This is a genomic window from Caulobacter sp. GW821-FHT10E02 (assembly GCF_059415225.1).
The window spans coordinates 1775071-1799534 of the sequence record NZ_JBWKMV010000001.1; the positions used below are offsets into that span (position 1 = coordinate 1775071).

At 65.5% G+C, this 24464-nt stretch carries 25 protein-coding genes, 4 tRNA genes and 1 pseudogene; 13 read left to right on the forward strand and 17 right to left on the reverse strand.

Annotated features, from left to right (window positions below; translation table 11 throughout):
* The first annotated feature begins 4 nt into the window (after positions 1-4).
* Together AC07NI_RS07775 and AC07NI_RS07780 are read left to right on the forward strand one after the other, a co-directional pair.
* Positions 5-910 carry an NAD(P)/FAD-dependent oxidoreductase gene (locus tag AC07NI_RS07775; protein WP_494617605.1) on the forward strand — a complete coding sequence of 302 codons (906 nt, stop codon included), beginning with the start codon at positions 5-7 and terminating at the stop codon, positions 908-910.
* A 62-nt stretch (positions 911-972) separates the two neighbouring features.
* On the forward strand, positions 973-1167 hold the full coding sequence (locus AC07NI_RS07780; RefSeq protein ID WP_494617607.1) for a hypothetical protein: 195 nt from the start codon (positions 973-975) through the stop codon (positions 1165-1167).
* A gap of 58 nt (positions 1168-1225) precedes the next feature.
* Here AC07NI_RS07780 and AC07NI_RS07785 read toward each other — a convergent pair whose 3' ends face one another.
* Positions 1226-1852: a hypothetical protein gene (locus tag AC07NI_RS07785; protein ID WP_494617609.1), complete on the reverse strand. Its 627-nt coding sequence runs from the start codon at positions 1850-1852 to the stop codon at positions 1226-1228.
* Between the two features lie 171 nt (positions 1853-2023).
* On the opposite strand from AC07NI_RS07785, the gene AC07NI_RS07790 reads away from it, so the two are divergent.
* The gene (locus AC07NI_RS07790) at positions 2024-3238 is read left to right on the forward strand and encodes an NAD(P)/FAD-dependent oxidoreductase (RefSeq protein WP_494617613.1); all 1215 of its coding nucleotides are present in this window, start codon (positions 2024-2026) and stop codon (positions 3236-3238) included.
* Between the two features lie 60 nt (positions 3239-3298).
* Positions 3299-3808 (forward strand): pyridoxamine 5'-phosphate oxidase family protein, encoded by a 510-nt coding sequence (locus AC07NI_RS07795; RefSeq protein WP_494617618.1) that lies wholly within the window; start codon positions 3299-3301, stop codon positions 3806-3808.
* 132 nt (positions 3809-3940) lie between these two features.
* Here the strand turns inward: AC07NI_RS07795 and AC07NI_RS07800 are convergent, their stop codons facing one another.
* Both AC07NI_RS07800 and AC07NI_RS07805 read right to left on the reverse strand, forming a co-directional pair.
* Positions 3941-5239: a PQQ-dependent sugar dehydrogenase gene (locus tag AC07NI_RS07800; RefSeq protein ID WP_494617624.1), complete on the reverse strand. Its 1299-nt coding sequence runs from the start codon at positions 5237-5239 to the stop codon at positions 3941-3943.
* Positions 5236-5643, reverse strand: a complete 408-nt coding sequence (locus tag AC07NI_RS07805) for a DUF2231 domain-containing protein (protein ID WP_494617628.1) — start codon at positions 5641-5643, stop codon at positions 5236-5238. Before AC07NI_RS07805 ends, AC07NI_RS07800 begins: the two co-directional genes overlap by 4 nt.
* 189 nt (positions 5644-5832) lie before the next feature.
* Between AC07NI_RS07805 and AC07NI_RS07810 the strand changes: the two genes are divergently transcribed.
* Positions 5833-6192 carry a hypothetical protein gene (locus AC07NI_RS07810; protein ID WP_494617631.1) on the forward strand — a complete coding sequence of 120 codons (360 nt, stop codon included), beginning with the start codon at positions 5833-5835 and terminating at the stop codon, positions 6190-6192.
* A 12-nt stretch (positions 6193-6204) separates the two neighbouring features.
* Positions 6205-6483: a hypothetical protein gene (locus AC07NI_RS07815; RefSeq protein WP_494617633.1), complete on the forward strand. Its 279-nt coding sequence runs from the start codon at positions 6205-6207 to the stop codon at positions 6481-6483.
* Between the two features lie 10 nt (positions 6484-6493).
* On the opposite strand, the gene AC07NI_RS07820 is transcribed toward AC07NI_RS07815, so the two are convergent.
* Positions 6494-7438, reverse strand: a complete 945-nt coding sequence (locus AC07NI_RS07820; RefSeq protein ID WP_494617637.1) for a cation diffusion facilitator family transporter — start codon at positions 7436-7438, stop codon at positions 6494-6496.
* 181 nt (positions 7439-7619) lie between these two features.
* Here AC07NI_RS07820 and AC07NI_RS07825 point away from each other — a divergent pair, with 181 nt between their 5' ends.
* The gene (locus AC07NI_RS07825) at positions 7620-8297 is read left to right on the forward strand and encodes a ferritin-like domain-containing protein (protein WP_494617641.1); all 678 of its coding nucleotides are present in this window, start codon (positions 7620-7622) and stop codon (positions 8295-8297) included.
* A gap of 147 nt (positions 8298-8444) precedes the next feature.
* On the opposite strand, the gene AC07NI_RS07830 is transcribed toward AC07NI_RS07825, so the two are convergent.
* The 3 genes from AC07NI_RS07830 to AC07NI_RS07840 all read right to left on the reverse strand — a co-directional run bounded on the left by AC07NI_RS07830 (position 8445) and on the right by AC07NI_RS07840 (position 9821).
* Positions 8445-9107, reverse strand: a complete 663-nt coding sequence (locus AC07NI_RS07830) for an extensin family protein (protein ID WP_494617644.1) — start codon at positions 9105-9107, stop codon at positions 8445-8447.
* Between the two features lie 32 nt (positions 9108-9139).
* A complete protein-coding gene (locus tag AC07NI_RS07835) occupies positions 9140-9325 on the reverse strand; it encodes a DUF3008 family protein (RefSeq protein ID WP_494617648.1) in 186 nt (61 codons plus the stop codon).
* A gap of 67 nt (positions 9326-9392) precedes the next feature.
* Positions 9393-9821, reverse strand: a complete 429-nt coding sequence (locus AC07NI_RS07840) for a hypothetical protein (protein ID WP_494617651.1) — start codon at positions 9819-9821, stop codon at positions 9393-9395.
* Between the two features lie 911 nt (positions 9822-10732).
* Here AC07NI_RS07840 and AC07NI_RS07845 point away from each other — a divergent pair.
* Positions 10733-13888 carry a hypothetical protein gene (locus AC07NI_RS07845; RefSeq protein ID WP_494617652.1) on the forward strand — a complete coding sequence of 1052 codons (3156 nt, stop codon included), beginning with the start codon at positions 10733-10735 and terminating at the stop codon, positions 13886-13888.
* 139 nt (positions 13889-14027) lie between these two features.
* Here AC07NI_RS07845 and AC07NI_RS07850 read toward each other — a convergent pair whose 3' ends face one another.
* Both AC07NI_RS07850 and AC07NI_RS07855 read right to left on the reverse strand, forming a co-directional pair.
* Positions 14028-15062: an MBL fold metallo-hydrolase gene (locus AC07NI_RS07850; RefSeq protein WP_494617653.1), complete on the reverse strand. Its 1035-nt coding sequence runs from the start codon at positions 15060-15062 to the stop codon at positions 14028-14030.
* Positions 15063-15086: 24 nt separating this feature from the next.
* Entirely contained in the window at positions 15087-15746 is a 660-nt protein-coding gene (locus tag AC07NI_RS07855; protein WP_494617654.1) for a peroxiredoxin, read from the reverse strand.
* 148 nt (positions 15747-15894) lie between these two features.
* On the opposite strand from AC07NI_RS07855, the gene pdxR reads away from it, so the two are divergent.
* A complete protein-coding gene (pdxR, locus tag AC07NI_RS07860; RefSeq protein ID WP_494617655.1) occupies positions 15895-17382 on the forward strand; it encodes a MocR-like pyridoxine biosynthesis transcription factor PdxR in 1488 nt (495 codons plus the stop codon).
* Between the two features lie 187 nt (positions 17383-17569).
* Here the strand turns inward: pdxR and AC07NI_RS07865 are convergent.
* Positions 17570-17752 (reverse strand): annotated as a pseudogene (locus AC07NI_RS07865) (integrase); the annotation flags it as partial.
* Positions 17753-18053: 301 nt separating this feature from the next.
* Here AC07NI_RS07865 and AC07NI_RS07870 point away from each other — a divergent pair.
* From AC07NI_RS07870 to AC07NI_RS07885, 4 genes are all read left to right on the forward strand, one after another.
* Positions 18054-18872, forward strand: a complete 819-nt coding sequence (locus AC07NI_RS07870) for an alpha/beta fold hydrolase (protein WP_494617656.1) — start codon at positions 18054-18056, stop codon at positions 18870-18872.
* 287 nt (positions 18873-19159) lie between these two features.
* A complete protein-coding gene (locus AC07NI_RS07875; RefSeq protein WP_494617657.1) occupies positions 19160-20080 on the forward strand; it encodes a helix-turn-helix domain-containing protein in 921 nt (306 codons plus the stop codon).
* Between the two features lie 213 nt (positions 20081-20293).
* Positions 20294-20983 (forward strand): alpha/beta fold hydrolase, encoded by a 690-nt coding sequence (locus tag AC07NI_RS07880; protein ID WP_494617658.1) that lies wholly within the window; start codon positions 20294-20296, stop codon positions 20981-20983.
* A gap of 114 nt (positions 20984-21097) precedes the next feature.
* On the forward strand, positions 21098-21718 hold the full coding sequence (locus tag AC07NI_RS07885) for a helix-turn-helix domain-containing protein (RefSeq protein ID WP_494617659.1): 621 nt from the start codon (positions 21098-21100) through the stop codon (positions 21716-21718).
* A gap of 661 nt (positions 21719-22379) precedes the next feature.
* On the opposite strand, the gene AC07NI_RS07890 is transcribed toward AC07NI_RS07885, so the two are convergent.
* The 7 genes from AC07NI_RS07890 to AC07NI_RS07920 all read right to left on the reverse strand — a co-directional run bounded on the left by AC07NI_RS07890 (position 22380) and on the right by AC07NI_RS07920 (position 24464).
* Positions 22380-22456 (reverse strand) — tRNA-Arg (locus tag AC07NI_RS07890).
* A gap of 28 nt (positions 22457-22484) precedes the next feature.
* Entirely contained in the window at positions 22485-22790 is a 306-nt protein-coding gene (locus AC07NI_RS07895; protein ID WP_494617660.1) for an ETC complex I subunit, read from the reverse strand.
* 25 nt (positions 22791-22815) lie between these two features.
* Positions 22816-22892, reverse strand: a tRNA-Pro gene (locus AC07NI_RS07900).
* Positions 22893-22957: 65 nt separating this feature from the next.
* Complete coding sequence (locus tag AC07NI_RS07905) at positions 22958-23575, reverse strand: DUF192 domain-containing protein (RefSeq protein ID WP_494617661.1); 618 nt, start codon at positions 23573-23575, stop codon at positions 22958-22960.
* Positions 23505-24095, reverse strand: a complete 591-nt coding sequence (gene cspD, locus AC07NI_RS07910) for a stationary phase survival cold shock domain protein CspD (RefSeq protein ID WP_494617662.1) — start codon at positions 24093-24095, stop codon at positions 23505-23507. The genes AC07NI_RS07905 and cspD overlap by 71 nt, the downstream gene beginning before the upstream one ends.
* A gap of 172 nt (positions 24096-24267) precedes the next feature.
* Positions 24268-24342, reverse strand: a tRNA-Glu gene (locus tag AC07NI_RS07915).
* A 47-nt stretch (positions 24343-24389) separates the two neighbouring features.
* Positions 24390-24464: transfer RNA gene (locus AC07NI_RS07920), tRNA-Glu, on the reverse strand.

The following is a 24464-nucleotide window of genomic DNA, read 5'->3' on the forward strand; positions in this document are numbered from 1 at the left end:
CGGCATGCTGGACTGCCTGATCATCGGCGGCGGGCCCGCCGGCCTGACCGCCGCGATCTACGCCGCGCGCTTCCACCTGTCCGTGCAGGTGATCGACGCCGGCGACAGCCGCGCCGCGCAAATCCCGCTCACCCGCAACCACGCCGGTTTTCCCGAAGGGATCTCCGGCGTGGCGCTGCTCGAGCGCATGCGTGAACAGGCGGCCCTCTATGGGGCCGCGCTGGTCGCCGGCCGCGTAACGGACCTGAAGCGCGGCCATGAAGGCTTCCTCGCCACCCTGGCGGATCGCGAAATACCGGCCCGCACCGTCCTGCTGGCCACCGGCGTGACGAACCGCCGACCGTTCATGGATGACGGCCTTCACGCCGAGGCGCTTCGGCAAGGCCGCCTGCGCTATTGCCCGGTCTGTGATGGCTACGAGGTCACAGATCAAGTTGTGGCGGTCGTCGGCCGTGGCCCGCGAGCCGCGCGGGAAGCTGAGTTCCTCCGCAGCTACACCGCTGATGTCAGCTTGATCGGCCTGACGGGCGAGGATGGACTGGACGACGCCGCCAGAGCTCGCCTCGACGCCATCGGGGTCAAACGCTTCGCCGGCCCAGCGCGTGATTTCCATCTCGAACGCGACGGTCTGGTCGTGACCTGCACGGCGGGTCGCTTGCGCTTCGACGCCGTCTATCCGTCCCTGGGATCGGACGTCCATTCCAACCTCGCCCGGGCCCTTGGCGCGGCGGTCACCGACGACGGCTGCATCAAGGTCGACGCCCATCAGCGCACCAGCGTCCCCGGTCTCTACGCCGCCGGCGATGTGGTGCTAGGCCTGGATCAGATAAGCCACGCCATGGGCGAAGCCGGGGTCGCGGCCACCACCCTGCGCAATGACCTGGCGGCTCTCACGCCCCTGCTGCGCTGACGGGCCGGGTTTTCCACTGAAGTAAATCTGGGCTTTTGCGGTCCGGCGCGCGTTGATTGGGCATGGATCTGACCGACGCCCAACGGAACGCCCTCGAGAACCTGGAGCGCAAGCACCGGGGCAAAGAGGTTCCCTACATCAACATCTCCAGCGCGCGGGCTTTGACCGACTTCGGCTTCGCGGAGCGGAATGCCCAGGGATGGGACATCACGCCCACAGGATTGGCGCTGTTGCGGATGGAAACACACTCAAAATAATGCTGCCGTTACTTCGCGGGCGTGGCGGCGGCAGTGCTCTAGATAGGCCGCATGCCGCCTACTCGGCTGGCGCTGGCTCAAGCAGATCGGCCAGAAAAGCGCGGATGATTTCATGCAGGGCGGCAAAACTGCCCAGCCCCAGGACAAGCGCGAAATAGCCGCGCGCATTAATCTGGCGGACGTTGAAGTCGACGTGGATCAGCAGGACCACGCGACCGTCTTCGGCCGGAAACAGCTCGTCCGCCACCAGGATCGAGACCGTCGGTATGGCCACTTTGAACGTCACGCCCAGCATCGAGCCGATCGTGGCCAGAAGCCCTAGAAGCAGAACATTGCCGACCTCGCCCAGCGTATCGTCCAGCAGGTCCGCATAGTCTTCTTCGGAATAGCCTTCACCCAGCACGGCGCGCGCCAGGGTGCTTCCGTCGTCGGGGCTGAAGAGCAGCATGGTCTGGCCGTTCAGCCGCCCGGAAAATTCCTGACGCACGACCGTCAGCGCCTCGCCGTTGAAGCTGGCGAGCGCTCGCCTCGCGTCTCCGGCTTCATGGATCTCGACGACCGGGACTTTCAGGGACACTTCCGACCCGACCATGGCGCGCAGTCGCGTGGCCGCGCCGCTGACGGCGATATTGACCAGCTCGGTCAGGGCGTCGCGTTCGAGCTCGGAAAGACTATCGATTGCCACGCTGATCTCAGCCTCGACCCAGGGTTAGCGTGAAGTCGACGATGAGAATGGTCACCCCGTCACCATGCGCGTCAAACCTGTGCCGACCAAGGACAATCTCTGCCTTGGCGCGGGTCCTGAGGAACCGCGAATGACCTCAAGAGCTAAGCCTCCGCTCTAGAGGATGTGTTGATGACCGGCGCCACGATCAAACGCGACCTGCGGACCGGTCGATCGCTATGGGCTGATAGTCCTGGTCTGGGCGTGCCGGCGCATCCGCTGGGCGCCGCGATCAGCGTCGATGTCGCCATCGTCGGCGCCGGGATCAGCGGGGCCTTCATGGCCCACGAGCTGTCGAAGGATCACTCGGTCGCGGTGCTGGATCGACGCGCGCCGCTGATGGGATCGACCCTGGCGTCGACCGCGCTGCTGCAATGGGAGATCGATCTTCCGCTCACCGCGCTCGCGAAGAAGATCGGCGCGGCCAAAGCCCGACGGGCCTATCTCAGATCCCGTCTAGCCGTGGACGCGCTGAAACAGATCGTGGCCGAAGAGCGCATCGTCTGCGGGCTGAAGGACAAGTCGTCGCTCTACCTGGCGGGCGACGCCTACGGCCACCGCGCGCTGGAGGCCGAGGCGCAGGCGCGCGTCGAGATCGGCCTCGACAGCCAGTATATCGACGCCGCCCTGCTGCGCGACCGGTTCGGGATCGAACGGACCGGCGCCATCCTCTCAAGCGGTTCGGCGAGCGGCGACCCGGCTCGGCTGGCGGCGGCGCTGCTGAGGCGCGCCCACGCGCGGGGCGCGCGGATCTGGTCGCCGGTCGAGGTGGCGCAGGCCGTCAGCGATCCCGACGGAGTGACCCTGCTGACCGATGCCGGTCACGCGGTGCGGGCCAGGTCGGTGGTGTTCTGCTGCGGCTACGAGTTCCCCAAGAGCGTCCCGACGCCGCAAGCCGAGGTCATCTCGACCTGGGCGATAGCCTCCAAGCCGCGCCAGCGCTGCCCGACCTGGCTGAGGGACATGCTGGTCTGGGAAGCGTCCGATCCCTACCTCTATCTGCGCATGGGCGGCGACGGTCGGCTGATCGTCGGCGGTGAGGATGAAGCCTCCGCGACCGCCCATGAGGACAAAGCGAAGCTGAAGCGGAAGGGCGAGATCATCGCCGCCAAGCTACAGCGGCTACTGCCCTACGTGACGTTCGAGCATGACTACGGTTGGGCCGGCGCCTTTGGCGAGAGCACGACGGGCTTGCCCAGCATCGGCCCCGTGCAAAGCATGGATCACACCTGGGCCGTCATGGGCTTCGGCGGCAACGGCATCACCTACTCGGTCATCGCCTCGCAGATCGTCGCGGCCGAGGTGCGGGGCGAACGCGATCCGGACGCTGATCTCTACAGGCCCTGACGAACGGCAACGGGCAAGGCGTCAGCGCGTTTGGGAAGTCCAACTCAAGAGGACACGGCGATGGCCAAGGAACGCACCGACGATAATCCCAAGTCACCCCAAGAGGTGCAGGATCGCATCTGGGAGCTGGCCGAGAAGATCGACATCTGCATGTTCACCACCTGGGATGGCGAGCAGCAACACAGCCGTCCGCTATCGGCGCGCGTGCGTCGCGACGAGCATGCCGTCTATTTCCTGGTCGATGTCGAAGGCGACAAGAACGGCCAGGTCGAGCACTTCCCCAGCGTTTCCTGCGCCTGGGCCGACAATAGCCACTACAAGTACGTGGTGATGATGGGTACGGCCCGCGTGAGCGATGACCGGACCAAGATCGCCGAGCTGTGGACCAAGTTCGATGAAGCCTGGTGGGAGGACGAGACCGATCCGTCGATCCGGCTTGTGACGTTCACGCCCGAGAACGGCGAACTGTGGGACAGCCCGGGCAAGGCCGTGGCGCTAGCGAAGATGGTCATGGCGGCCGTGACCGGCGCTGCGCCGGAAATGGGCGACAACGCCAAGGTGGCGCTCTAACCCCTCCGATCGCGATACCGGCCACACCCGCCTGCGCGTAGCTCAGGCTTAGCGCCTGACCACGGGCCTATGGCGCGGCCATGGCCGGCGTCGCGATCGTCTGGCGATCGGCGCCGGCCTGGCTGAGCTAGGTCACTTCGCCGGGGCCACGCGCCAGACGGTGTTGGAGAGGTCGTCGGCGATCAGCAAGATGCGCTTGGCCGGGTCGAAAGCAACGCCGACCGGACGACCGCGCGCCTTCTGACCGTCGAGGAAGCCGGTGACGAAGTCGACCGGCTTGCCATTGGGACGCCCGCCCGCGAACGGGATCCACACGACCTTGTAACCGGAGAGGTCCTGGCGGTTCCAGCTACCGTGCTGGCCGACGAATACCCCCTCGCGGAAGTCGCCGCCGAAGCCGCCGTCGCGCGCGAAGCTGACGCCCAGCGCCGCCACGTGCGAGCCCAGGGCGTAGTCAGGCACGGTCGCCTTGGCCACCATGTCCGGCTTCTGCGGATGCACGCGCGGATCGACGTTCTGGCCCCAATAGCTGTAGGGCCAGCCGTAGAAGGCCCCGTCGCGCACCGACGTCAGGTAGTCGGGCACCAGCTGCGGGCCCAGTTCGTCACGCTCGTTGACCACGGCCCAGAGAGCTTTGGTCGTGGGCTCGATGGCCAGCGCCGTCGGATTGCGGATGCCTTGCGCCAGCGCGCGATGCGCGCCGGTCAGGCGATCGATCTCCCAGACCGTCGCGCGGTCTTCCTCGACGTCCAGGCCGCGCTCGCCGACATTGCTGTTGGAGCCGATGCCGACATAGAGCTTGCTCCCGTCAGCGCTGGCGGCCAGCGACTTGGTCCAGTGGTGGTTGATCCGCGAGGGCAACTTGGTGACCTCGACGCCCTTGGCGGTGATCTTGGTCTGGCCGGGCTGGAACGGGAAACGCAGCAACGCGTCCTGGTTGGCGACGTAGAGCTGGCCGTCGACGAAGGCCAGGCCATAGGGCGCGTTGAGGCCGTCGACCAGCGTCTCCTTCACCTCGGCCCGGCCGTCGCCATCGGCGTCCCGCAACAGCGTGATCCGGTTGCCGCCCTTCACCTTGGTCTTGCCTGTCGCCTTGATGTAGCCGGCGATGATGTCCTTGGGCCGTACCTTGGGCGCCTGCGCCCCGCCCGCGCCCTCGGCCACCAGGATGTCGCCGTTGGGAAGGACGAGCATCTGGCGCGGGACCTTCAGGTCGGTGGCCAGGGCCGTGACGGTAAAGCCCTTGGGCGCGGTCGGAGTCGCGTTGTCCCAGCCGGCCGGCTTGGCGATCTTCATCGGCGGCAGCAGGGTCTGCTGCTGATCGGGCAGCGGCGGCTTGCCGGCCCCGGTCTGGTCGAGGCCCGGATCGCTGCGGCCGCAGCCCTGCAGGGCCAGCACCGAGGCGGCGAGGAGAAGCCAGCGCGCGCTCATCGGGAGATCCCTTCCATGCATTGTTCCGAATAACCGATCGCGCCGGCGACCAGCGCCGCCAGGGTCGAGACGATCGACAGGGTCAGGCCGAACGATCCCACCGAGCTCCAGCCGTCGTGGCTGTGCTGGAAGGAATTGATCAGGCCGGCGACGAACATCACCACCACCGCCGCCAGATAGGCCAGAGCCCGTCCGCGCGTGGTGCGTCCTGGGAAGACCGCCGCGACGATGGCCCAGGCCAGGACCAGCCCACCGAAGAAACAGCCGCCGGCGATCAGCCAGGCCGAGAAGTTCGTCCACTGGACGAACGCGCTCTTGAGATAGGCGATGTCGGAGGCCAGTCCCGACGAAAACAGAGCCAGCGGAAATGCCAGCAGAATGGCGTGAAGGGGATGGAGCGGCATTGCGCCGATCCCTCTGGACGTTGGCATGGAAAGCTCCGCACGCGCGCGCCGCCGGTGACGCTAGCGGAGCAATTCCCAGGCGTACGATAGGTTTCACGACGCCGCGCGGAATGGACGCCGGTTCGCCAAGGCGACGCGGGAACATTGGCCTAGCCAGAACGTTGGTCTGTGGGCTTTCAGGATGAACAAATGACACGGGCTGACACGGTCAGGGCCGCCATAATCGCCACCGTGCTCGCGAGCGTGACCGTCCATGCCGCCAGCGCCTGCGCGGCTTCTTCGCGCACCAGCGTCGCCGGCGCGGTGCTTGACGTTCCCGAGGACGGCGTCATTTGCGTGGCTCTGGGCCCGCGTCCCGAGCAGTGGGTGCGCGTGCCCCTCGCCGGCCCCGAGCCGATCGATCGTAAGCGCTTGATGGCGGCGGTGTTCTCCCGCCGCGTCGACTGCATCCGGGCCGCCCATGGCTGGTCGTGCCGTGTCGGCGCCGAGGATCTGGCCGCCCTGGCCGGATCGCGCGAGACGGGCCTGACCGCCGCCAGCTGGCGCTAGGACGCGCACGCCATGGATCACCCCTATCGTTTTGCTCGCCTCGACACGTCGTCCGGCGACACCGATCCCGTCTTCCAGCGTCTGACCGCGATACGTCACGCCGTGGAGAGCGGCGTCGCGGACGCCGAGACGCTCGCGCAGTGGGACGATCTCCGCGCCGGCGTCCTGGACTTGGTCGAGACGCTGCGGGCGCGTCCGATCCCGGTGTCGCACGCGGACGCCCAGCGTTTCATCCGGATATGGATCGGCGAGTTCGCCGACAAGCACTGGCTCAGTACGGCGTTTCATTGACACCCGTGCCTTACGCCGGCAGCGGCCTGGCATAGGCCTGTCGGGCTCTGCCCGAGCGAATGAAGACCCGGGTGATGCGCGGGTCCACCGTCCGGATCGCGTCGGCGAACGTGTCGGCCGCGTCTTCCAGTTCGCCGGCGGTCAGAGCGTCCTTGAAGTCCAGGGTGACGCCCAGGAGGATTTCCTGCGGCCCCAGGTGCATGGAGAGCACCTCGATGACGGTCTCGACGCGAGGATCGGCGGTCAGGGTCGCGTTGACCGCCGCCACGATGCGTGGCGAGGCGGCCTCCCCCGTCAGCAGGCTACGGGTCTCGTTGGCCAGGAAGATCGCCACCATCACCAGCAGAACCCCAATCGCTATCGAGGCCGCGCCATCGGCCCAGGCGACGCCGAGCGAACTGCCCGCCACGCCCAGTGCGGCCAGGACCAGGCCGATCAGGGCCGCGCCATCCTCGAGCAGTACGGCGAAGACCGAGGGATCCTTGCTGCGCCGCAAGGCGGTGAGGAACGGCGTGTCGCCGCGCGAGCGTTTGAATTCCTTCCAGGCGACCAGGAACGAGCCGCCTTCGAACATCATCGCCAGGCCGATGACCACGAAGTTGATCCAGGCGTGGTCGATCGGTTCGGGACGCCGGACCTTCAGCCAGCCTTCGTAGATCGAGAAGGCCCCGCCCAGAGCGAAGATCAGCAGCGCCACGACGAAGGCCCAGAAGTAGAGCTCCATGCCGTAGCCGAACGGATGGGTCTGGCTGGGCGGTCGCGCCGAACGTTTGAGACCCAGTAGAAGGAGGCCTTGATTGCCGGTGTCCACGGCCGAGTGGATCGCCTCGGTCAGCATCGCCGAGGATCCGGTCAGGCCGAAAGCGATGAACTTGGTGACGGCGATGGCCAGGTTTCCGGCCAGCGCGGCGTAGACGACGGTCGCGGAACTGTTGTGGGGTCCGGTGGCGGCCATGGGGCCTCAACGTCGCCCGTCCCTGGCCGTTCCGGATCGCTTACGGCGTCGTTGCGGAACGGCGCGGCCAAAGAGGCCAAGCGCCAAGGTTCGTATCCGGAACAAGCCGCGTCGGCCGCCGTTATAGCCAAGTTAGCAGCAGAGCTCGGCGTCCAAGACGCCCGAGCCAGGGGAAGCCAAGATGGCCAAAGGGTTTCACCATCGGTTCCTGGAGCTGCTCTGCTCGATCTATCTCTACAACGAGCATCGCGGCTACACGGCCATCGACCGCATGCTGGCGGCGATCCAGGTGAGCTGGCCCGACGATCAGGCGCTGATCGCGCGGGTGGAAAGCCACCGGGCGGACGAGCGCAAGCACTATCTGATGTTCCGCCGCTGGTTCGAACGGCGCGGGATCATGCCCTTCGACATCGACCGGGCGTGCGGCCACATCGACCGGTTCGTGGAGATCGTGTTCGGCTCGCCGATCGACGCCCTGGACACTCACCAGATCGGCCGCGAGGATGTCTTCGAACGGCTCTGCCGGGTCATTTCCCTGACCGAGAAGCGCGGCCATCGCCAGGTCGAGGCGCTGCTGCGCGATCCGAAGGTCGCCAAGGACAGCCAGCTCATCAAGATCTTCCGGGTCATCGAGCAGGACGAACCCAGTCATTGGGCCCCTTATGACGCCTGGCTCATCGACCATGGCCGACGTCAGGCCAATTGGCGCGAGCGCACCATCGACAGCTTCGTCCATGGTGAATTACTGCTCTTCAAGCTGCCGGTGCTGTTCCTCGCCCCCGCTCTGCGCCGCCGCACGACCTGGCCCGATCAGCACGACGGCGAGATGGCGCCGGAACCGGCCCTTTCGGCGGCCTGATCTCCAATCCGCCTGCCCTAGCCCAGCAGATTGCCGCCGGCCAGAAGGTGCTGATCCATGGCGGCGCCGGCGGGATCGGCGTGGTCTTCGACCTCGTCGCCGGCGAGACCCAGGATCGTGCTGACCATCGACTAGCGTTCTGATGCCTCAACTGCATAGCCCTCCGCGCCCCATCTCCAGATGCAGGTGGTTGGCGTGGGCGGCGTTGTAGTCCGGCGACAGGGTCACGCCGAACACGCGGCAGGCGTCGTCGCGCACGCGGCGCAGGAAGGCCGCCTCGGTCCTCTGCCCGTTCCAGTCCTTCTCGACGGAGATACGCCGGCCATTGGCCAGTCGGAAGCCGGCGATGTCGATGGCCTCGGCGCGCGCGTGTGCGCTGGGCCGGCCCGTGAGCGGATCGCCGACGCCGCGACAGGCATAGACACCCAGATGGTCGATCTGCCGCACGTCTGTCCCTAGGAGCTCGCGGGCGGCCGGCCCCACAGACTGCCGACGCCAGATCGCCACGGCGGCGGCGAGATCACAGGCCATCATCGGCCGCGCCGGCGACAAGGCCGGATCGATCCTGGGCGTGGCGTCGACCAGGTTCCCGGCTCCGGTCACCTGGCAATAGGTGTCCTCGGTCCGGTCGGCGACCGGCCGGAAGGTCAGGCCCGCGCCGGCCAGCCATGCCGCGCAGGCCTGGGGCGTCTCGACCGCATTCAGCAGACGGCCACGGGTCGTGCCGTCGATGGGCTCGGTAATATGGACGGGACGCCGGTCAAAGCCGAGTTCGGACAGCGGCTGACAGGCCGCGCAGGCCATCAGCATTGTCAGCGCGGCGAGATGAAGACGCGGTGGCCTCACCGTTCCCCGACGTGCTCGGGTTTACCCTTGCGCTTGGTGTGAGCGAACTCCTCGAGCTGTTTCTCGCTCATCGACAGCATCGATTTGGACGCGCCCTTCAGCTTGCTCTTGGGCGTGTCGCCGCGCTTGGCGGACAGGGCGGCTCCAGCGGCTTTCTGCTGGGCGGCTGACTTGGCGGGCATGGCAAAACTCCTCTGCTGGCCAGTCAACGCGCCATAGCGAAATTGGTGTCTAGGGACGGCCCGCCGCTCAGCGCAGGAACGGCCCCACCGAACCGAGAGGCCGCCGGCCGACAGCCAAGGCCACGACGGCGGCTCCGGCGGCGACAATGATCGCGTCCTCGATCAGCCCGCTTCGCGTCTGGCCGACGCGCGCCATGCCGCGCTTGCGTCCGGCCAGGGTGAGGTAGGCGAGCGGAACCGCGGCGCCCACAGCGACCGCCGCGCCCGCGCGTTCCTTGCCCTTCGGCGCCAGCGCCGCGCCCGCGATGCCGGCGCTCATCACCCGGGCCAGCAAGCCCAGGAAGACTGTCCGATCAGGCGCCGTCTTCATCTTGTCGCCAAACAGCTCCCCAACGCCCATCGCGAGCGCGCCGAACTTGAAAAGCGGATGGTCCAGCAGCACCAGCCGCCCAGGCGTGGCGCGGCCCGCCAACCGCGCGGTGGCGAGAGCCGCCATGGGCGTCATGGAACGGGCCGACGCGACAGCGCCGATCAAGGCCGAGGGGAGAAGCGAGGATGATGTCATCCAATGACAACACCAAAGGGCGGCGCTGGGTTCAGCGCGGAAAGCTCCAAAAGGAACAGTGGCGCGCCGTGTCGAAAACGTACAATTGCTATAGAGAGAAAATTCAATTTCCAAAGTCCACGCATAGAAGAATCTAATTATCTACAAATTTAAGAAGCACATCAATTCAACCGACAAGGAAGAGAAACTCCGGGAATGCTTGGCAATATGCCGGATCATCGCCTAAGGTCAACAGTCACGGCGGTCGGCGAGGTCCAGCGCACCCGGTCTTTGGCAAGGTTGCGCCATAAGCTGACGTTGGGGACGCTTCCAGGAATCGACATTCAGTATCTCAGGTCGAGATGGTCGGCGCCGATCGATGGCGCACCTCGATAAGTCCGCCATTTTGGGGCGCGTAGCGCGGTCGCAGAAGAGGCGGGTCGCTGGTGAAGCTGGCGACGGTTGTCGCCGCGCGTAAGTCTCGAATTGGCGATCCGGCAAGCGGCGGTATCGCTTCACAACAAATGCCGACCGCTTTGGGTGATCATCGACAAGGTAATCCAGGGTAGCAGTGCGCGCCAGCGGACGTCCCACATCTCCGTCGCTGAGACCTCATCACACCAACAAACACGGCTCTACGAACTATCCCCAAGCGCCATAGGGCCTTCCGGGGCCAGACTTGATAACCACTGGACAAAAGTGGTCACCTCAAAATTTCCAAAAGTGGATATTTCCCATATCCAGATAAGCTCCTAAAGCGCAGGAGAGTGCAACGTCAGGGCGTAGGTCTCGCCTCGAAGTGGTCGGTCCGAGGGGCCGTGCCGCGACTGCGACCCGCGCCTTGAAACCAGAGATTTGACCGAATGTCCTACACGCTCGAACAGCTGTCCCTGGCCTACAAGGCCGTGCATGTAGGGATCGCACCAAACGCGGCCACGCAGAGCCTCTTCCAGACCCAGGCGATGCTCAGCGCCAACGGCCAGTTGGCCGACGCGCAGCTGCTAGGCAACATCGTCAACAGCGCCGACAACTCCACCGCCCTGGCGCTGTTGAGCTATCAGTTCTTCACGGGCAAAAGCCCGACGGCGGCGGGCCTAGCCTACCTCGTCAACTCGACCGCGAACCCGACCGACCTTAACGACGCATACTATGCGCGTTTCAATCTCGAGAACCGCTACATCAACTTCGCCGCCAACCTGGGCCTCTATGGCGAGGGCGCGTCCGCGTTCGCCAGCAAGTACGGCGCAATGGACTTCGACAGCTACGTGGCGTCGATCTACCAGACCATCATCGGCCGCAGCTACGCAGAAGCCGCCAGCGTCAATGTCGACGCCGCCATCGCCTATCTGATCGGCACGAAGGACGCGGTCCTGCAGACGGTGCGCGAGGCCGGCCTGGTCACCGCCAACTCGACGGCCGCCCAGGTGGACCTGGCCGTGAAGGCGGCGATGGCCGGCCTGGTCATGGCCGCCTCGATCAAGGCCGATATCGGCCTCTACGCCGCTGCGGCCAACAACTTCATGGTCGCCATGGCCCAAGGCACGGCCATCTACAACACCAATATGGTCTATACTTACGCGCCCGTCATTGAATCGGCCTCTCACGGCACCGGTCATGCGATCGACCGGGGCGCCACCCTGCCCTATCCCACACCAGATTCGCCCACGCCCCCGACACCCCTCAGCCTCGTCCTGACCACCGGGGTCGACAACGCCCAGGGCGGCGGGGCCGACGACACGATCACCGGCACGCACCTGACCTTCAACGGAACCGACGTGATCAACGGCGGCGCCGGCAATGACACCCTGACCGTCGACGCCACGGGCGGCGGCGCGTACATCATGCCGGGCGCGAGCGTCAGCGGCGTCGAGACCTTCAACCTCGTCAACACCGGCGACACCTCAGCCAACACGACCAGCTGGACCGGCTTGACCAAGCTCAACGCCACCACGGCCGGCTCGACGGTGCTGACCACGGCGACGGCCACCACCGTCGTCGCCACGGTCAACGGCCAGGGCGCCCTGCCCGTCGTGCTCAATGGCGGCGCGAACGTCAGCGTGACCGCCAACGGCGTCACCACGGGCACGATCGACATCGGCGGGACCACCGCCCCGACCGGCGCGATCACCGTCAACCGCAGCGCCGCCGGTTCGGCGGGCCTGCTGACCATCACCGGCGGGACCAGCGTCGACGTCACCCAGACCGACGGCGCGGTGACGATCAACGGCTCGGCCCTGACCACCGCGGTCAAGATCAAGACCACGGGAACGCCGGGCGCTATCGCCATCACCGACGTCAACGCCGGCGCGGCCGCGCTGGGCAAGATCACCTCGGTCGACCTTGACGGCTACACCACCGCCAGCATCGGCGACAGCGCGCTGACCACGCTGAAGCTGGCCCACGGCTCGGGCGCGGTGAACATCAACAGCACCGGCGCGACCAGCCCCGTCACCACCCTGAACCTGACGCTGAACGGCGTCACCGGCGGGGCTCTGACCGACACCAACAACAAGTACGCGACGTTCAACGTCACGACCGGGGCCACGGCCTCGACCCTGGCCAACATCAACGACACGGCCTTGACCGCGCTGAACCTAGGCGGCGCCAGCCGGCTGACCCTGACCTCGGCCAGCGGCATGACCACGCTGAACACGATCAACATCACCGGCGCGGCCAGCCTGACCGCTACCCTGAGCTCGACCGCGATCACCATGATCGACGCCAGCGGCTCGTCCGGCTCCAACATCCTGACGTTCCGACCGGACTACGCCACCTTCCTCGGCGGCTCGGGCTCGGACACGCTCACGACGGTCAATGGCGTCGTCAACACCAACGGCACCCTGGGTGGCGGCGACGACACCCTGATCTTCCTCAACGGCGTCTCCGGGACCGGTTCGATCAGCGGCGGCAGCGGGACCGATACGGTGGCGTTAGACATCAACGTGGCTCAAACCCTCTCGGGCAGCAACGCCTTCGCCGGCCAAGTCACCGGCTTCGAAGTCCTCCGAATCGACCTCAACTTTATCTTTGCCGGGGACTACGCCATCGATGTGGGCATGCTGGGCAACTTCGCGTCCGTGGTGGTCACCGACGATCTTCTCATCATGGGCGCTCACAATTTCGAGCTGACCAATTTCGCGTCCGGCGGCAGCCTGACGCTGATGGGCGACCTGGCGGCCGGTGGCTCCGTCGTGCTGACCAACAGCGCCTTCGCGGGCGGGACCAACGACACGATCAACCTGACCCTGTCGAAGGCCGGCATCCAGGATATCGGCGCCCTGCTCACCTCAGGTGTCGAGACCATCAACATCACCACCAAGGACACCTCGGCGTCGCCGACGGGGGCCTATTTCGACAAGGCGCCCATCACCGACTCGGCGCTCAAGGTCCTCAACGTCAGCGGTAACGCCGGTCTGGATCTCGGGACGCTGAACACGACGCACCTGACCACGCTGGACGCCAGCGGCCTGACCCTGGGCGGCCTGATCGTCACCCTGGGCGCCTCGTCCTCCGCCGTCACGGTCAAGGGCAGCGCCACCGGCGCGAACACCCTGGTCGCCTCGGCCCTGACCGCCGACGTCACCTATGTGGGCGGCTCGGGCGTCGACACCATCACCCTGTCGGACGGGCACAACATCGTCACCCTGGGCGCGGGCAACGACCGGGTGAACCTGCAGTTCGCCCCGGCCAGCGCCTCCAACCCGACGACGATCACCGACTTCGCGCACGGCGACAGCATCAGCTTCGCGCTGGTCGGCGGCGCACCGACCGCGGGCGCCCTGGGCGCGGCGGTCACCTACGGCGGGTCCTACGCCAACGCCCTGGACGCGGCCGCCGCCAGCACCACCGGCGGCGCCACGGCCGTCGCCCACTGGTTCACCGACGGCGTTGACACCTATGTCGTCATCGACGCCAGCAACAGCAACGTCTTCGTCGCTGGCTCGGACTATGTGGTCAAGCTGGCCGGCGTGCTCGACCTGTCGACGGCCACCATGGCCGGCTCGGTCCTGACCTTCTAGTCCGGGTAGACGAGAAGGACTTCCAAGGGAGGCGGGCCACGCGCTCGCCTCCTCTTTTTTTCCCGCCCCGTCGACGAATACCGGTCGACAAGGGCCAGGCCCTTTTCGCGTTAGGGCGCGCCGATTTGCGGCGAAGATTTTATCCGGACGTGTCCAGACCGTAGCCGCTCTCGCGCCAGGTCTTCATGCCGCCGTCCAGAGCGGTGGCCCTTGTGAAGCCCAGGCTGCGCAAGGTCGCAGCCGCCAGGGTCGATATCTTGCCGAACTCGCAGCAGGTGACGATGCGCATCGTCGGGTCCGGAATCGCCTCGTTGACCCTAAGTTCCAGCTGGCCGCGCGGCAGGTGCATGGCCCCGGGGATGTGGCCGGCGTTGAAGGCGCTCTCTTCACGCACATCCAGGATCAGCAGATCGTTGGGTCGGTTGGCCAGGCGGCGGCTCAGTTCGTCCAAGCCGATGAACGGCACGTCGGCGGCGGCCTCGGCCAGCAACTGGCTGACCGTCTTGCCACCGCTCATGTTGGTGCGCAGGGCCTCGGTCAGGTGGGTGGGCGCGGCCAGGTTTAGGTCGCGCATCATCTGCACGAACTCGGCGCGGTCACGCTTCTGAAGGCGCGGGTTCTCGGCGATCTCGTCGCCGATCGTACTGTGCGAGCGGCCCTTGTACTCATGAGCCGGGAAGACGAGCGTCGACGGGTCGAGGGTCAGCAGCTTGCCGAACAGGCTGTCGTACAGCTGCTCCGGGTCGCCGGTCGGCAGGTCGGTACGACCCGTGCCGCCGATCAGCAGGGTATCGCCGGTGAAGACCCGGTCGCCAACCATCAGGCACATCGAGTCCCGCGTATGACCTGGCGTGTGCAAGGCCCGAATGCGCAAGGTACCGACATTCAGCTGGTCGCCGTCATCCAATCGCAGCCTGGCGTGCGGCGCAGGGCTGGCGAGGTGCATCACCGTCGTCGCTTCGAACAGCTCGGCCGCCTGCTGGGCGGCCGAGAAATGGTCGGCGTGGGTGTGGGTGTCGATCACATAGCGCACGCGCAGGCCATCGCGAAGGGCCAGGGCCCGGCAGCGGTCGACTTGGCTGATCTCGGGATCGATCAGCACGGCGCTGAGCGTGTCGGGGCAGCCGACCAGATACGAACGACAGCCGCCGGTAGCGATTTGTTCGAAGATCATGTCGGCTCCCTTGAGCTCGTCGCCTTACTTGGGCTGGGCGACCACCCGCAGATACGGCTTCAGGGTCTTGAAGCCGTCCGGATACTTCTCGCGGGCCTGTTCGTCGGTGACGCTGGGCGGGATGATCACGTCCTGTCCGGGACGCCAGTTCACCGGCGTCGCCACCGTGTACTTGGCCGACAGCTGCACCGAGTCCAGCAGGCGCAGCACCTCGTCGAAGTCGCGGCCCGAGGTCATCGGATAGATCAGCATCGCCTTGATCTTCTTGTCCGGCCCGATGATGAACACCGCCCGCACCGTGGCGTTGTCGGCGGCCGTGCGGCCGTCCGAGGTGTCGCCCGCGCCTTCCGGCAGCATGTCGTAGAGCTTGGCGACGTTCAGGTCGGTGTCGCCGATCATCGGGTAGTTGACCGCGTGGCCTTGCGTCTCCTCGATGTCGGCCGCCCACTTGGCGTGGTTCTCGACCGCGTCGACCGACAGGCCGATGACCTTGGTGTTGCGCTTGTCGAACTGCGGCTTCAGGCCCGCCATGTAGCCCAGCTCGGTCGTGCAGACCGGCGTGAAGTCCTTGGGATGCGAAAACAGGATCGCCCAGCTGTCGCCGATCCACGTGTGGAAATCGATCTCGCCTTGGGTGGTCTTGGCCGTGAAGTTCGGGGCGAGCGAATTGATCCTCAGCGACATGATACGTGTGTCCATTCCAGAAATGCGGTGCGGGCTCGGGCGATGAAACGTTGAGCGAGCGAGCGAGCGGCTTCGCCTCAACGTTTAGCCAGGCCACGCTTAGTATCTTGCGTGGCCATGCGAAATATCCACTTTTGGCCCAATGCGGATGACCACTTCAACACCCAGGGGCAAAAGCGACGCGGCGACCTCCCTGTTGTCGGTGGTGCTGGATCGCGACGCGCGCGAGCCGATGGGACGTCAGCTTTATCTCAGGATCCGTGACCTGGTCTTGTCTGGACAGCTGGAGTCGGGCGCAAAGCTACCCTCCAGCCGCAAGCTGGCCCTCGACCTGGGAGTCTCGCGCACGGTCACCCTGGCGGCCTACGAGCAGCTGGGCGTGGAAGGCTATCTCGCCTCCCGGCACGGGTCGGGCCATTATGTCCGAACGCTGGACCGCAAGCCTCCCTCCCCGCCCCGCGTCAATCCCCCCTCCCGCTCGCCAGAGCAACGCGCCGAGGCGCCGCGCGGTCGTCCCTTCGATTCCGACGCACCGGCCAACGACCTATTTCCGATCCGTACCTGGGCCCGCCTGACGGCGCGAGGTTGGCGGCGGGAAGCCGAGGCGGCGATTGGTTTCGATCACTGGGCGGGCTTGCCGTCGCTCCGCGCGGCGATCGCCGGGCATCTGCACGCGCTACAGGGGCTGAACTGCACCGCCGAGCATATTCTGGTGACCGGCGGCACCGGCGACGCGCTGCAGGTCATCACCCGCGCCCTGGGTTCGCCCGGAGCGCAGATCTGGGTGGAGGATCCCGGCCATGTGGGCGCGCGACGGACTCTAAGTCGCGAAGGCCTTGATGTGGTGCCGGTCCCTGTCGACTCGCAGGGGCTGAAAGTGTCGATCGGCCGCCGACTGGCGCCAAGCGCCCGCTTCGCGCTGGTCACGCCATCGCGCCAGTTTCCTTCGGGCGCACCGCTCAGCCTGCCCCGCCGCGTGGCGCTGATCGACTGGGCCGCCGAGACCGGCGCGATCATCCTGGCCGACGACTACGACAGCGAGCTGCGTTTTTCCGGACGCCCGATGGAGACCCTGTCCAGCCTTGATCGCAGCGGCAGCGTCCTGGCGATCGGCGGTTTCTCGAAGGTCACGTTCCCGGGGCTGCGACTGGGCTACGTGGTCGGCGCGCCCTCCCTGATCGACCGTCTGGCCCAGGCGCGAGCGCGCGAAGGGACTCCGGTCGCCACCGCCGCTCAGCCCGCCTTGGCCGAGTTCATCGCCAGCGGCGCCCTGGCCCGACATCTGCGTGAGTTGCGACAGCGCCTGGGCGCGCGTCGCCTGGCGCTCGCCCAGGCGTTGCGCGCGCGACTGGGCGATGTGCTGACCGTCGCGCCTCAAGAGGTTGGTATGCACCTGGCCGCGGTTCTGAACGCCCCCCTGCAAGGTTGGGAGTCGGACGTGGCTTTCGCGGCCTTCGCCGCGTCGCGAGGCCTTAGTTTGGACCCGCTCTCGACTCACGCCGGCTCGGCGGAAGGACGCCAGGGCTTTCTCCTGGGCTATGCCGCTTGGGATGAGGAAAGCCTGGCTGCCGCCGTGGAAAACCTGGCGGGGCTGCTGGCTGAAGGACACAAGCCCGCGGCGATCAGGCCGCTTTGAATGTTTCCGGCAGCGGAACCAAAGTTTCCCATGACTGCGCCTGTGGCCTCCGTTCGGGGGCCAGGCGGTCTGTTTCGAGGTCGAGCGGGCGCCAGTTGCTGACGTTGGCGCGCCTCTAGAACACGACATTCATGAGCTAGGCGCGCCATGGCGTTTCGCCAGCCTAAGCGCGTTTGAGTTGGCGACACAGCCAGTCGTCGTTGCGTCTGCCACCCACCTTCAGCCAAACTGCCAACGCGTCTCTTGTGGGCTCGGTGATCTCGAACGGGACGGGCCGTCCAGCTTTCTGCGGGATGATCGTGGCGCGTGCACGTAGCACGCCGCTCAGCGCCACGTCGCTGACACGTAGCTTCACCAGGTCAAGGTCGCGCTTGAAGCGGGGCTCCACCCGCAGTGCAATTCCAATCGCATGTTCCGCCGGCATACGGGATTGAGTCCCGACGCTTCTAGGACGAACAGCGTGACTGATCGTGACTTCTCTTAATCAGCGGAAAACGGACAAAAAGGTGCACGAACGGCGAATACTGCCCGATCAATTAGAACGATAAACGCTCCTGCATCAACGGTCTGGCTTTCCAAAGCAGGTCTCGTTGAAGCGAAAGACCACTCAGGTCAACGCGGGAAATTTCCCTCAACGGGCTGATGCCTAACAGCTTAGATGGAGCGTTTCGATGTCCACGATCACCACAAAAGACGGCGTCAATATCTTCTATAAGGACTGGGGCTCGGGTCAGCCGATCGTCTTCAGTCACGGCTGGCCGCTGACGGCGGACGACTGGGACGCCCAGATGATGTTCTTCCTGCAGCACGGGTATCGGGTGATCGCCCACGACCGGCGCGGCCATGGCCGGTCCGACCAGCCGGCCACCGGCAACGACATGGAGCACTGGGTCTCCGACCTAGCGGCTCTGACCGAACACCTCGACCTGCGCGACGCGATCCATATTGGGCACTCGACGGGTGGCGGCGAGGTGGCTCGCTATGTCGCCCGCCACCAGGACCGCGTCGCCAAGGCGGTGCTGGTCGCGTCCCTGACGCCGAACATGTACGTGAGCGAAGACAACCCGTCCGGTCAGCCGCTGGATTGGTTCGAAACCATTCGCGCGGGCATGCTGGCCAACCGGTCGGAGTTCTACCGTTTCGTCCCGGAGAATCCGTTCTACGGCTACAATCTCGACGGGGCCAAGCCTTCGGAGGCGATCATCGCCAACTGGTGGCGCCAAGGCATGGCCGGCGGCGCCCTGGCCCACTACGAGACCGTCGCCTCCTGGCTCGAAGACTACACCGATGATCTGAAGAAGATCACAGTGCCGGTGCTGGTCATGCACGGCGAGGCCGACCAGGTCGTCCCGTTCGCCAGTTCCGTGCCCCGTGCGGTCAACCTGCTCAAGAACGGGTCGCTGAAGACCTATCCCGGCTATCCGCACGGGATGTTGACTACGCACGCGGATGTGCTGAACGCCGACCTGCTCGCGTTCATCAAGTCCTGACGACACCTTTCCCGGTCATCGCCCACGGCGAAAACCGGGGTCGAATTTGAGGGGGTTAGGGTTCCGTCATCGTGACGATGGAGCCCGCCCCCTCCTTGATGCTGATCCCCCGACAAAGGCGCAATGAAGCGACCGGAGCCTATGATCGCTCCCGCGCCGGCCCGAGGCCTCAAGTCCTGATCCCCCTGGCGGCCCAGAGCAGATAACTTGCTGGATGGTCGATCCGATAGAATCGAGAGCGACAGCCATCGCTGGTCGCTTGCGGCCGACGCACGCTGGGACGAGAAATGAAGAGACGTGGCCAAGCTAAACTCGTCGGCATTGCCGAGGTGCGGGCGCGCATCAACGGCTGGACCATATCGACCGCCGGCATGTCGGCGACGTCTCGCGGCCTTCACTTCGATATTCGCAACGGAAGTCACGGGGTCGAACTAAGCGTTCCGGCGTGCGACCACCATGCAGTCATGGTCGCGCTCGGATCTTCGAGGCAGTTTACCTGCGAGACGCGCGGCGCCTCACGCGAGATCTCCTGCCGCGCGGGCGATCTGATCGTCGTGCCGACCGAGAGCTCAGCGCGCTTAGCGGGAGCGATTCCGCCGCTGCTTCGGATCGGCATCGATCCCGAGCAGTTGCGCGACGAGTCGGCCCTGGGCCCGTTCCTGCTGGAGCAAGAGGACCAGACCGGCTCCATCCTGAGCGCCAACGATCTCTTTGGCCTGTACATCGGCGGCGCAATCCTGGAGGAGATGCGCAAGCCCGACCTCGAATGGCGCATGCCGCTGCTGCACCACCTGGCCGAAGCGCTGACGGCGCATTTCGTCAGCCAGTACGGCGTTTATGCGGTCTCCGACCACACGGGCGAGATCAGCGACCGTGAGGCGATCCGACGCGTCATCGAACACCTCGAACGCACGACGCAGGATTTTCCTGATCTTTCCGCCCTCGCCAAGCGCGCCGGCCTTAGTCGCTTCCACTTCATCCGCGTCTTCAAGGCCGAGACCGGGCTGACGCCCGTCAGGTACGTCGAGCAACGCAAGATCGGCCAGGCCAAGGCGCTCATCGAGGCGGCGGACCTGTCGCTGGCAGAGATCGCCGACAGGTTGGGGTTCTCTGACCAGAGCCATTTGACCCGACGTTTTCGGACGGTGGTCGGGTGCACCCCCGCCAGCTATTCGCGCGAACATGCGAGGCGACGTAGCGCGAGCTGAAACCATTCTTCGCAATTTCATTCTCGATGCGCAACAATCTTCCATTTTTGCCGCTCACATCTACGGTAGGGCCGCGACTTTCTGCGAATAATCCAAACTTTTGCCGCCAGGTGGCAATTATCTACCAGTTTGCGCAACAACCATCCATGCATAACGTCGTTTTCGTTGGCATATTATTTCCAACACGAGATCACATCGAGAAAGGAGGTCGCCGTGTCGATTAAGGTCATCATACTCGTTCACGGGTACTTTCTGGATGGAAGTTCTTGGCGAAAAGTCATTCCTCTACTTTTGGATCGCGGCCTGGAAGCGAAGGCTGTGCAGCTAACCCTGGGTTCACTTGACGACGATGCCGCGATTGTTCGGCGGGCTATCGAAATGCAGCCGGAGCCTGTTCTTCTCGTCGGCCAATCATATGGCGGCGCGGTGATTTCGGAGGCCGGCAACCACGCCCAGGTCAAAGGCCTCGTCTACGTCGCCGGCGCGGCGCCAGACAGCGGCCAGTCGGTTGACGATTGGTGGAGCGGTTACGCGACGGCGGCGGTCACCCAAGAGCTGAGACCCTACAACGACGATCGGGTCATCCTTTCACGCGACGGCGTGCGCAAATACCTCGGCCAGGACCTGTCGACTGAGGAAGCCGACATCATCTACGCCACCCAGGGCCCTTTCAGTTCCCGCTCGGCCCAAACGGCCGTCGCCCACTCCGCCTGGCGAGACAAACCGGCCTGGTATGTTGTGACAACGCTCGATCATACCGTGCCCCCTGCTGTTCAACAGGACTCAGCCGAACAGATGGGCGCAGAGGTCTTGGTCCTCCAGTCCAGCCACGTACCCATGTTGTCTCAGCCTCAGGCAGTGGCGGACTTCATAGCCAACGCCGCAGCGTCCTTCGGCGACTAAGAGCCGGGCTTAGCCCCGCGCCCAAAACCACAGCGTCATCGAATTCCCTCGCTGGAGCCTCGCGCCAGCGACCGATCAAACACACCCTTTAGCTCAGCCTATAGGAGCACAAACATGACGACGGCAGCACTCCTGGCGGCTTCGCCGCCCCCCGCCATGCTCGGCCTGTTGGCCGCCTCCCAGTCCTTCGAAACCGAAGAGCCCCGCGTTTCGAACGCCACGCTCACGGCGCTCGACCGCCTCGTGACCAAGGCGTTCGACGCCCTGGACAGCGACCGGGAGGTGGTGCGCAACGCGCTCATCGTCGCGATGGGTCTGCTGGCGCCATCGCGGACGACGGCGGCAACCAAGGGCGCCGTCGGAGCCCCCACCACCCTGGCGTCCTGGCAAGCCAAACGGGCCTTGGCCTACATCGATGAGCACCTGCATTCGACCATCCGGATGAGCGACCTGGCCCAACTGGCCAGGATCAGCACGTCCCACTTCACACGCGCCTTCAAGGCCACGTTCGGCAGGTCGCCGCAGCAGTTCATTATCGACCGACGTGTAGAGCGAGCCCAGCATGTGATGCTCAGCAGTGATGAGCCGCTCTGCGGCATCGCCCTGACCTGCGGCTTTGCCGACCAAGCCCATATGTCACGGGTCTTCCATCGCGTGGTTGGCGCGCCGCCCAACCGCTGGAGACGCACCTGGCGCAGCGCGCCCGGCAGATCTCACGCTGTGATCGAAGCCTGACAGGCTCAGCGCCCAAGATCCGATCGCTGGGCCTTTCCACCAGAACAGAGAGGCCCAATTGTGCGCCCACGCTCGTCGATGACCGCCGCGGGCACAATCCGTCGACGAGGTCGCGCCACAAGACGACGCTTCGGTTTTTCCGAACAATTGGAACACCATCAGGATAGGCCGGTCATGTTCTTCATGACAGGGCAGCCGGATGCGCAACACGCTTGACCTCGACAGCCTCAGATCCTTGGTAGGCGGCGCTTCGCTTGGGACGTTCTCCAAGGCTGCAGTTAAGGCTGGCCGAGGACTTGTGCTGACGCCCGCAGGCGAGGTCTTGGTCGAGTACGCTCGGAGGCTCCTGGACCTTTTAAACACGGCTCGCGACTTGAAGCCTCACCAGTCTCCGCAGGGAGGGGCGCCGAATGCGGGAAGGCGCAAACGCGCTCCGCCGCCTGCGCAGATGGTGGAGGCAGGCGACTGGCCAGAGACGCCACCTGTTACGGAACAGATGTTAGCTCTGTTCGAGGTTCACCTGGCGGCCGCCCTCGACGAACTCCTAGGCCCGTTTCCAGAGCGCAACGAAATACCCCTCCTCCGCCCCGCTTTAAGGAGGAAAAAGGAAACTTAGGGAAACTTGGGAATGCGCGCGCACGTCCGCGACCAGTTGGGAAGCTGGCGCGCCCTGCTGGATTCGAACCAGCGACCGCTCGCTTAGAAGGCGAGTGCTCTATCCAGCTGAGCTAAGGGCGCGCGCTGGCCGGCCTGGTCCGCAAGAACCCTAGTGGGTCCAGGGCTGCTTGCGGTTGGCGGCGAAGTTGTCGGCGTAGGCCTTGATGATCTTCTTGGGGACCTTCGGCTCGAAGAGCTGGAAGGCGATCTCGTGGCGCTGGGCGTAGGCCACGGCCTCGTCGCGCGTCTCGAAGGTCAGGCGGATCTGGCCGTTCATGTCGCTGGACGTGGTCCAGCCCATCAGCGGGTCGGGCTTGCGGGCCGAGGCCGGTTCGAACTCCAGCACCCAGTCCTTGGTCTTGGCCTTGCCGGACTGCATGGCGTTCTTGGCGGGGCGATAGATGCGGGCCAGCATGGACCTCTCCCAGAAGACTTGCCGATGGTCGGAGCGGCAGGATTTGAACCTGCGACATCCTGGTCCCAAACCAGGCGCGCTACCAGACTGCGCTACGCTCCGAAACATCGGCAGGCGCGTGCTCTACAGGGGTTCGATGCGCGGATCAACGATCCGAACGCCTCTATTCACCCCTTCGGGAAGATTCGATGCAGCACCCGGTCGCCGGGCAGGATGCCCAGTTGCGCCGCGCGGCCGCCGGCCAGCTCCAGGACGCCCAAAACGGGGCCGCCGGAGGCCAGCGGCGTCTCGTCGTGCGGCCGGGCGTTGCGGGCGATCGACAGGATCCTGCCGTCCGCCGCGATGTAGATGATGTCGAGCGGGATCAGGGTGTTCTTCATCCAGTACGCCACGCGCTGGGGCTTGGCGTAGGTGAAGAGCATCCCGCGATCGGGCGCCAGGCTCTTGCGGAACATCAGCCCGCGCTCCTGCTGGGCGCGGGTGGCGGCGATCTCGACCTGGAAGCGCGGACGACCGCGCATGGTGACGATCTCCACCGTCTCCAGCTTGCCCGCCGGTGCGGCGCCAGGCGCGGCCCAAGCGGACGCGCCCGCGCCGACGCCAAGCATCAACGCGGCGAGCAGCGCCCGCCTTCCGATCATCCGTTCCGCCACGCAGCACCTCGGTGAAAGCCAATCTCCACCGAGACTAGCTTTCCCCAGGAGGCAGCGGAAGTCAGGCGTCGCCGGGGGTGATTTCCGCGACCACCAGGCCCTTGGGCCCCCGCGCGAACCGCACCAGGACATCGTCGCCCGGCTGCAGGTCCTCGAGCCCGCCCCGGCGGAGCGTCTCGATATGCACGAAGATGTCGCCCGGCTCGGCGTCGCGGATCACGAAGCCATAGCCCTTGGTGCGGTTGAACCACTTGACCTTGGCGTGCTCGGCCGGCCCCTCGGGCTCCAGGGCGTGACGCCCATGGCCTTCCCGCATCAGGTCACGGCGCGGCGGCCCTTCGGCGAAGGTCCGCCTCTGTCGCTCGATCGGCGCCGAAGCGCAGCTCTCATCGAGATTGACGACCTCGCTGACCTGCCAGCCCTTGGGCCTTCGCACCACGTCGCACACGATCACCGCCCCCTCCATGGCGGTTTCGCGGCCGCAGTTACGCAGCGATGTCACATGCAGAAGTACGTCCTTGAGCCCGGTCTGGCCCGGATCATCCGGTACGATGAACCCGTAACCCTTGCCGGCGTCGAACCACTTCACCTTTCCGCTGATGCGCACGAACTCTTCGTGCGCCGCAGCGTCCTCAAAATCGAAACCAGACATCCCACCCCTCTGGCTTGCCCAATCAGCCCATCGGAGCAAGCACTACGAGAACAGTGTTCTCGCGTGACGAGAGCCGTCAATGACGAAATCGCGTCAAAACCCCAGGTGGGGGCGATCCGCGACATTTCGTCGCAGAAACAACACAGTAACAATCCTGAAATACAGCCGAAGGTGGCAGTCCCTAGGGGAGTCGAACCCCTCTCTCCAGATTGAAAATCTGGCGTCCTAACCGATAGACGAAGGGACCACATCGCCGCCGAAGCGGAAAGCAGCCGAAATATATAGCCTCGCGGGTGGCAGTCCCTAGGGGAGTCGAACCCCTCTCTCCAGATTGAAAATCTGGCGTCCTAACCGATAGACGAAGGGACC

What these genes read in the sequence shown, in the direction of transcription:
- AC07NI_RS07870 (WP_494617656.1), top strand. Translation starts at nt 18,054, where the DNA reads ATGTCCACGATCACCACAAAAGACGGCGTCAATATCTTCTATAAGGAC.
- pdxR (WP_494617655.1), top strand. Translation starts at nt 15,895, where the DNA reads ATGACCACTTCAACACCCAGGGGCAAAAGCGACGCGGCGACCTCCCTG.
- AC07NI_RS07795 (WP_494617618.1), top strand. Translation starts at nt 3,299, where the DNA reads ATGGCCAAGGAACGCACCGACGATAATCCCAAGTCACCCCAAGAGGTG.
- AC07NI_RS07905 (WP_494617661.1), bottom strand. Translation starts at nt 23,575, where the DNA reads ATGTCCTGGTGCGGTTCGCGCGGGGGCCCAAGGGCCTGGTGGTCGCGG.
- AC07NI_RS07790 (WP_494617613.1), top strand. Translation starts at nt 2,024, where the DNA reads ATGACCGGCGCCACGATCAAACGCGACCTGCGGACCGGTCGATCGCTA.
- AC07NI_RS07820 (WP_494617637.1), bottom strand. Translation starts at nt 7,438, where the DNA reads ATGGCCGCCACCGGACCCCACAACAGTTCCGCGACCGTCGTCTACGCC.
- AC07NI_RS07825 (WP_494617641.1), top strand. Translation starts at nt 7,620, where the DNA reads ATGGCCAAAGGGTTTCACCATCGGTTCCTGGAGCTGCTCTGCTCGATC.
- AC07NI_RS07845 (WP_494617652.1), top strand. Translation starts at nt 10,733, where the DNA reads ATGTCCTACACGCTCGAACAGCTGTCCCTGGCCTACAAGGCCGTGCAT.
- AC07NI_RS07815 (WP_494617633.1), top strand. Translation starts at nt 6,205, where the DNA reads ATGGATCACCCCTATCGTTTTGCTCGCCTCGACACGTCGTCCGGCGAC.
- AC07NI_RS07875 (WP_494617657.1), top strand. Translation starts at nt 19,160, where the DNA reads ATGAAGAGACGTGGCCAAGCTAAACTCGTCGGCATTGCCGAGGTGCGG.
- AC07NI_RS07780 (WP_494617607.1), top strand. Translation starts at nt 973, where the DNA reads ATGGATCTGACCGACGCCCAACGGAACGCCCTCGAGAACCTGGAGCGC.
- AC07NI_RS07830 (WP_494617644.1), bottom strand. Translation starts at nt 9,107, where the DNA reads ATGCTGATGGCCTGCGCGGCCTGTCAGCCGCTGTCCGAACTCGGCTTT.
- AC07NI_RS07855 (WP_494617654.1), bottom strand. Translation starts at nt 15,746, where the DNA reads ATGTCGCTGAGGATCAATTCGCTCGCCCCGAACTTCACGGCCAAGACC.
- AC07NI_RS07885 (WP_494617659.1), top strand. Translation starts at nt 21,098, where the DNA reads ATGACGACGGCAGCACTCCTGGCGGCTTCGCCGCCCCCCGCCATGCTC.
- AC07NI_RS07835 (WP_494617648.1), bottom strand. Translation starts at nt 9,325, where the DNA reads ATGCCCGCCAAGTCAGCCGCCCAGCAGAAAGCCGCTGGAGCCGCCCTG.
- AC07NI_RS07810 (WP_494617631.1), top strand. Translation starts at nt 5,833, where the DNA reads ATGACACGGGCTGACACGGTCAGGGCCGCCATAATCGCCACCGTGCTC.
- AC07NI_RS07775 (WP_494617605.1), top strand. Translation starts at nt 5, where the DNA reads ATGCTGGACTGCCTGATCATCGGCGGCGGGCCCGCCGGCCTGACCGCC.
- cspD (WP_494617662.1), bottom strand. Translation starts at nt 24,095, where the DNA reads ATGTCTGGTTTCGATTTTGAGGACGCTGCGGCGCACGAAGAGTTCGTG.
- AC07NI_RS07800 (WP_494617624.1), bottom strand. Translation starts at nt 5,239, where the DNA reads ATGAGCGCGCGCTGGCTTCTCCTCGCCGCCTCGGTGCTGGCCCTGCAG.
- AC07NI_RS07840 (WP_494617651.1), bottom strand. Translation starts at nt 9,821, where the DNA reads ATGGCGGCTCTCGCCACCGCGCGGTTGGCGGGCCGCGCCACGCCTGGG.
- AC07NI_RS07805 (WP_494617628.1), bottom strand. Translation starts at nt 5,643, where the DNA reads ATGCCGCTCCATCCCCTTCACGCCATTCTGCTGGCATTTCCGCTGGCT.
- AC07NI_RS07895 (WP_494617660.1), bottom strand. Translation starts at nt 22,790, where the DNA reads ATGCTGGCCCGCATCTATCGCCCCGCCAAGAACGCCATGCAGTCCGGC.
- AC07NI_RS07850 (WP_494617653.1), bottom strand. Translation starts at nt 15,062, where the DNA reads ATGATCTTCGAACAAATCGCTACCGGCGGCTGTCGTTCGTATCTGGTC.